The organism is bacterium (genome assembly GCA_035945995.1).
GTDB lineage: Bacteria > Sysuimicrobiota > Sysuimicrobiia > Sysuimicrobiales > Segetimicrobiaceae > DASSJF01.
Genome location: DASYZR010000026.1, coordinates 1 through 6,282, shown reverse-complemented (window position 1 = coordinate 6,282; position 6,282 = coordinate 1). Strand labels below are relative to the sequence as shown.

Here is a 6,282-nt window from a genome sequence, read left to right as displayed (position 1 = left end):
GCGCGGCTCGTTTGTGTTCCGTTCGATTCAGGTGTCCGCGGTCACGGCGGCGATCCGCCGGCTGCAGGAGAGCGGGGACATCGTCGTGGTCCGCCACTCCACCGGAACCCGCGAGGTCCTGTACTGACCCTCGTCGTCGCGGTCCTGGCCGGCCTCGCGATCGGCCGGTTGCGCGGCGGGCGGGTGAGCAATCTCGCGCACGTGGCGCCGCGTTGGATGTCGCTCTTCGTCCTGGCCGTCGCAATGGTGACCGCGGCGCGGAGCGCCGCGCTGCCGGCCGGCGTGGCGCGAACGCTGGTCGTCGGCGGCTACGCGCTGGCCCTCGCCGGACTCGCCGCCAACCTCCGCCTTCCGTGGCTGTGGCCCGCGCTGGCCGGCGCCGCTCTCAACATGGTCGTGATCGCGGCAAACGGCGGGCGCATGCCCGTCTCCCCGGGCGTGCTGCGGGAAGCGGCCGGCCGCGTCATCCTCGGCGGGACGACCGGGCCCTTCTACGTCCTCACCGGGCCGCGCACGGCGCTGCCGTTTCTCGGGGATCTCCTGCCGCTCGCGGCCGGCGGCGTCGGCGTGATTCTCAGTCCCGGCGACGCGTTGCTCGTCTTGGGGATTGCGGGAATCGTCCAGGCCGGCATGATGCGGCCGCACGGTGGAGAGGAAGGCGGCCCGGTGTAGCGAACACGTGTACGATAAGCGACGGGTGGGGCTCTCGAGATACGGGGCCCTTTTTTTCTTTGTCTTGCCGCGTCTAAATGCAGGAGTATGGGGGCATGTGGAGAATGGTGGGGGCTCGTAGGGATAAGTGGGGACAGTCTTGGCACACGCCGTAGGCAGATGGCGGGAGCGGTCGTTGACGGCGGTACATGCTGAGAGGCGAAGCGCAGTATGCGCTGGACGAGAAAGGGCGGGTGGTCATCCCGCCCAAATTCCGGCCGATCATCGGCGAACGGATCATCGTGACCCGGTGGATCGACCCGTGCCTCTTTGCGTTCTCCGCCGTCGAGTGGCAATCGCTTGAAGAGAAGCTCCGCGTGCTGCCCCTCGGACAGCATGAGGCTCGGCGATACGTCCTGTCGGCCGCCGAGGATTGCGATCTGGACCGGCAGGGCCGGATTTACCTCGCGCCGCATCTGCGCGAGCACGCCGGCATCACGCGATGGGTGACGATCATCGGCGTGGGGGGACACCTGGAACTCTGGAGCACTCCGGCGTGGCGGAGGCGGCTCCAGAAGGTGCGCAAGGCGCCTGACGAGCTGGCCCAACAGCTGCAGGCGCTGACGCTCTAGGGCATGGCGGCGGTGACTCGTGGTGGCGGCGGTGGCCGTGTGGATGGGTACGGCGACAGAATCCCCTTACACAACGGTGCACGTCCCGGTCCTCGTGGACGAGGTCTTGACGTATCTCGCGCCTCGTCCCGGCGCCCTGATCGTTGATGCCACGCTCGGCGAGGGCGGGCACGCCGAGGCGATCCTCCGGCGCATCGCGCCGGCGGGCCGGCTGGTCGGGCTCGACCGCGACGCGCAGGCGCTCGAGCGCGCGCAGGAACGCCTCCGCCCGTTTGGACAGAACGTGACCGTGGCGCATGCAAACTTCGGCCGGCTGGACGACGCGTTGACCGGGCTGGGCGTGGGGGCGGTGGACGGAGTGCTGCTCGACATCGGGGTTTCGACGCGGCAGCTGGTGGAGGCGGAGCGCGGGTTCAGCTTCGACCGCGTCGGCCCGCTCGACATGCGAATGGACCGCAGCGAGCCGCGCACCGCGGCCGACCTCGTCAACACGCTGCCCGAGCGCGAACTCGCGGATCTGATCTACCGCCTCGGCGAGGAGCGGGCCTCCCGGAAGATCGCCCGGCAGATCGTCGCCCGCCGTCCGCTCCGCACCACCCGCGATCTCGTGAGGGCCGTCGAGGCCGCGATCGGCTCGAGCCGGGGACGGCTGCATCCGGCGACGCGGACCTTCCAGGCGCTGCGGATCGCGACGAACGGCGAGATCGACGCCCTCGAACGGGGACTGCCGCAGGCGATCCGGCGGCTGCGCCCCGGCGGCCGGGTGTGCGTGATCGCCTTTCACTCGATCGAAGACCGCGTCGTCAAGACGACGCTCGCGCGGTACGCCCGCGGCTGCACGTGTCCGCCCGGGCTGCCGGAATGCCGCTGCGGCGGGGAGCGGCTCGTGCGAATCCTGACCAAGAAGCCCGTCACACCGTCGGCGGCGGAAGTGGCGCGCAACCCGCGTGCGCGAAGCGCCCGCCTGCGCGCGGCCGAGCGTCTCATCACCGCCGAGGACACATCCGGGCGGCGGGGTGCGGTCGCATGCTAGCCGTCGAACAGCGGCACCGTGTCTATCCGATACTGCTTCCAGAATCTTGGGGCACCGAAGGGGGGGAGGCGACCCGGCGTCGGCGGAGACGTTATCCTGTTGTTGCAGCGCTCACGATCGCAGCATTCGCGGTACTCCCGTTCATCGCATACGTCGCAGCCGTATCCAATGCCGCACACATCGGCTACCAGATGCTCCAGCTGTCGAAGGACATCGCCGCCCTAGAGATGGCCCACGAACGTCTCCAGGCCACCGCCTCCTCCCTGCGGGCCCCGGATCGTATCGAGCGTCTGGCCACCGTGCGCCTCGGCCTCCGCCCGCCGGGGGCCAGGCAGATCGCCGCGATCCGCCTGCCCGAGACCGCCGTCCGCCCCGACACCCGCGGCGGCGGGCTGTGGCAGCGGTTGGGTGATTACTTCAAACGTAGCGAGGCTCAGGCCGCACCGGCTCCACGATGAACCGGCGCAACCGGAACGGGTCGCGCCGCGGCGGCGTCACATCTGAAGGCTCGGGACCTCCCAGGAGTCGCGGGAGGTCCGCGAAGTCCCGGGGGAAGCGTGCCGCCCGGGGCGGCCCCGACTATCGCGGGGCAGACCCCGCCTACCGCGGGGCAGGTCCGGACGGAGTCGGCCGCGGGCGGCTCGCTGTTTTGGCGGGCCTCTGGCTGTGCGCGTTCGGCCTCCTGCTTGTCCGCATGGTCGATCTCCAAATTGTCCGCGCCGGGGCCCTCGGACGTCTCGCGGTCCGCCAGCAGCTGGAGTCGCTGCGGCTGCCCGGCCGCCGGGGATTGATCCTCGACCGCGCCGGGCGCCCGCTCGCGGTCAACGTCGAAGTCGACTCCGTCTACGCGGTGCCGAGCGCGATCGACGACCCGGAGGCCTTCGCGCAGCGGGTCGGTCCGGTCCTCGGTCTTGCGCCGGGAGAGGTGCTCGCGCGCCTGCGCCGGGGCGGCGCCTACTTCGCCTGGCTCGCGCGGCGGCGGCCGCCGGACGTCGCGGACGCCCTGCGGCGGCTCTCCCTCGGCGAGACGGTCGGGGTGCTCCCGGAGTCGCGGCGGGCATATCCCGCCGGGGCGCTGGCCGCGAACGTGCTCGGCTTCACCGGCACGGACGATGCGGGGCTCGCCGGCCTCGAGCTGCAGTACGATCGCGTGCTGCGCGGAACCGGCGGGATCGAAACCGCCGACCGGGACGCGATCGGCCGCGAGCTCGTGCAAACCGAGCGCGTCGTCACGGCCCCGCGCGACGGCGCCACCCTCGTCCTGACGATCGACGAAGTCATCCAGCACGTCGCCGAGCGGGAGGTCGCCCGCGCCGTCGAGCACGCGCGGGCCCAGGCGGGTGTTGCGATCGTCATGGATCCCGAGACCGGGGGAATCCTCGCGCTGGCGGCCACGCCGTCGTTCGACCCCAACCGGTACCAAGCCGCCCTGCCGCGGCTGTGGAAGAGTCCCGCCGTCGCCGACGTGTACGAGCCCGGCTCGACGTTCAAGCTGGTGCTGGCCGCGGCGGCGCTCGCGAGCGGCGCCGTGACGCCCGCGGACCGGTGGACGGACCCCGGCAAAATCCGTCTGAACGGCGCCACGATCCACGATGCCGAGCCGACCGAGCATTTCGCGTCGCTCAGCCTCGGCGACATTGTCAAGTACTCGAGCAATGTGGGCGCCGCGCAGGTCGCCACCCGGGTCGGCAAGCAGACGATGTCGACGTACATCCGGCAGTTCGGCTTCGGCCGGCCGACGGGGATCGATCTCCCCGGGGAGGTCGGCGGGATCGTCCGGCCGATCTCTCAGTGGTTCGGCCCGAGCCTCCAGAACATCGCCTTCGGCCAGGGCATCTCGGTGACCCCGCTCCAGCTGCTGGTCGCGGCGTCGTCGCTCGCGACCGACGGGCTCGCCGTCCGGCCGCACGTCGTCGCCGTGGTGCGCGACGCGGCCGGCCGGACGATGGCGGCGCCCGGCGACGTCACACGGCGCCGGGTTATCGGCGCCGGAGTGGCGGCGCAGGTCCTGGCCATGATGCGCGAGGTGGTGGCCGGCGGCACCGGCGTCAAGGCCCAGATCGACGGGTACACGGTGGCCGGCAAGACCGGGACCGCGCAGCGCCCCGGGCGGTCGGGGGGCTACGAGCCCGGCGCCTACGTCGCCTCGTTCGTCGGCGTGGTCCCCGTGCCGTCGCCGCGCCTCGCGATCCTGGTGGTGATCGACCGGCCGCGCGGGGCGGTCTACGGGGGCGACGTCGCGGCGCCGGTGTTCCGCGAGATCGCGCGGCAGGCGCTGTGGTATCTCCGCATCCCGCCGGCCGAGGGCCCGCCGGCGTCCCCGGCCGCGGAAATCCGCCCGCCGAACGGGACCGCGCCATCTCCACCATGATGCCGCACGGATGGTATGCTGGGCACAACGTCGAAGGATCGGGGCGGAGGACGCTGGAGGCAACCTGAATGCGCGTCGCAGAGCTCGTGGCCGCGCTGGCCGCGGACGGGAGCGGAGCGGCGGCCGGTCGGGCCGCCGCTTCTGTCGTGGGATCGGCGGACCGGGAGTTCGAGGGGCTCGCGCACGACTCGCGCGCGGTGCGGCCCGGCGACCTGTTCGCGGCGATCCGGGGCTTCGCGCAAGACGGCCATCGACATGCCGCGGACGCGGTGCGGCGCGGCGCGGCCGTCGTGCTGGTGGAGCACCCGCTCGACGGTGTTGCCGCGACGCAAATCGTCGTCCCCGACACGCGCCGCGCGCTCGCGGCGGCGGCCGCCGTCTTCTACCGTCATCCGTCGTCCGCGCTGCGCGTGTGCGGGATCACAGGTACCAACGGCAAGACGACGACGACGTTTCTCGTCGACGCTATCCTCCGCGCCGCCGGCCGGCGCAGCGCCGTCATCGGGACGCTCGGCGTGCAGGTGGACGGGGCGCCGGTGGCCTTTCACGCGACGACGCCGACGACCCCTGAGGCGCCGGACCTCCAGCGCCTGCTGCGCGACATGGTGAACCGCGGCGTCCAGGACGTGACGATGGAGGTGACGTCCCACGCGCTCGAGCTGCACCGCGTGGAGCGCTGCCGGTTCGTGACCGCCGTCTTCACCAACCTCACGCAGGATCACCTGGATCTGCACGGCACACTCGAGGCGTACCGCGACGCGAAGGCGCAATTGTTCGCCATGCTGGAGCCGGACGGCATCGGCGTCGTCAACGCGGACGATTCGGCCGGGGCGGCGATGGCGCGGGCCAGCCGGGCCGCGGTGTGGACGTACGGCATCGAGCGGCCGGCGCGCATTCGCGCCGAGGCGGTTACGCTCGGCCCGCGCGGCACGCGCATGACCGTGGTCTGGCCGGACGGGCGCGTGCCGATCGCGCTGCCGCTGCCCGGCCGCTTCAACGTCAGCAACGCGCTCGCGGCGTTCGGCGTGGGGCTGAGCCGCGGCGTGGCGCCCGAGACGATTCGGCGGACCCTCGAGCGCACGGTCGGCGTGCCCGGCCGCTTCGAGCCGGTCGACGAAGGGCAGCCGTTTGCCGTGATCGTCGACTATGCGCACACGCCGGACAGCCTCGAGCAGGTCCTGCGGCTGGCCGCGGAGATCTCACCGGGCCGGCGGATCGTCGTGTTCGGATGCGGCGGGGATCGTGACCGGACCAAACGCCCCATCATGGGGCGGATCGGCACGAGGCTGGCCGACTACGCGATTTTTACCTCGGACAATCCCCGGGGCGAGGATCCCGAGTCGATCCTGCGCGACATCGCCGCCGGCGTCCCCGGGGCAGGCAACTTCGCGACCGAGGTCGACCGCCGCCGGGCAATCGAGCAGGCGATCGAGCGCGCCCGGCCCGGCGACGTCGTGGTCATCGCCGGCAAAGGCCATGAGACCTACCAGATCGTCGGCGAGCAGGTGATCGATTTCGACGACCGCGCCGTCGCGCGCGAGGTGCTGCGCGCCCGGCAGGCGGGTGATCTCCCACGCGCCGGCGCGGAGGGCCTG

The 6,282-nt window shown here is 72.1% G+C and carries 6 protein-coding genes; all 6 read left to right on the top strand.

Translation table 11 applies throughout. The annotated features are described in order from the left end of the window. Nucleotides 1–183 precede the first annotated feature (183 nt). On the top strand, nucleotides 184–672 hold the full coding sequence (locus tag VGZ23_02505) for a DUF5317 family protein (GenBank protein ID HEV2356471.1): 489 nt from the start codon (nucleotides 184–186) through the stop codon (nucleotides 670–672). 188 nt (nucleotides 673–860) lie between these two features. Then, on the top strand, nucleotides 861–1,283 hold the full coding sequence (gene mraZ, locus VGZ23_02500) for a division/cell wall cluster transcriptional repressor MraZ (protein HEV2356470.1): 423 nt from the start codon (nucleotides 861–863) through the stop codon (nucleotides 1,281–1,283). Between the two features lie 43 nt (nucleotides 1,284–1,326). Then, entirely contained in the window at nucleotides 1,327–2,316 is a 990-nt protein-coding gene (gene rsmH, locus VGZ23_02495; GenBank protein ID HEV2356469.1) for a 16S rRNA (cytosine(1402)-N(4))-methyltransferase RsmH, read from the top strand. Then, nucleotides 2,310–2,774, top strand: coding sequence for a hypothetical protein (locus VGZ23_02490; protein ID HEV2356468.1), 465 nt, complete (start codon nucleotides 2,310–2,312; stop codon nucleotides 2,772–2,774). Before rsmH ends, VGZ23_02490 begins: the two co-directional genes overlap by 7 nt. A gap of 191 nt (nucleotides 2,775–2,965) precedes the next feature. Further along, nucleotides 2,966–4,687, top strand: a complete 1,722-nt coding sequence (locus VGZ23_02485; protein ID HEV2356467.1) for a penicillin-binding protein 2 — start codon at nucleotides 2,966–2,968, stop codon at nucleotides 4,685–4,687. Nucleotides 4,688–4,755: 68 nt separating this feature from the next. Continuing rightward, nucleotides 4,756–6,282, top strand: a 1,527-nt coding sequence (locus VGZ23_02480; GenBank protein ID HEV2356466.1) for a UDP-N-acetylmuramoyl-L-alanyl-D-glutamate--2,6-diaminopimelate ligase, incomplete at its 3' end; no start/stop codon positions are given.

Coding starts and splice junctions, on each gene's coding strand:
- VGZ23_02490 (HEV2356468.1), top strand. CDS start 2,310: ATGCTAGCCGTCGAACAGCGGCACCGTGTCTATCCGATACTGCTTCCA.
- mraZ (HEV2356470.1), top strand. CDS start 861: ATGCTGAGAGGCGAAGCGCAGTATGCGCTGGACGAGAAAGGGCGGGTG.
- rsmH (HEV2356469.1), top strand. CDS start 1,327: ATGGGTACGGCGACAGAATCCCCTTACACAACGGTGCACGTCCCGGTC.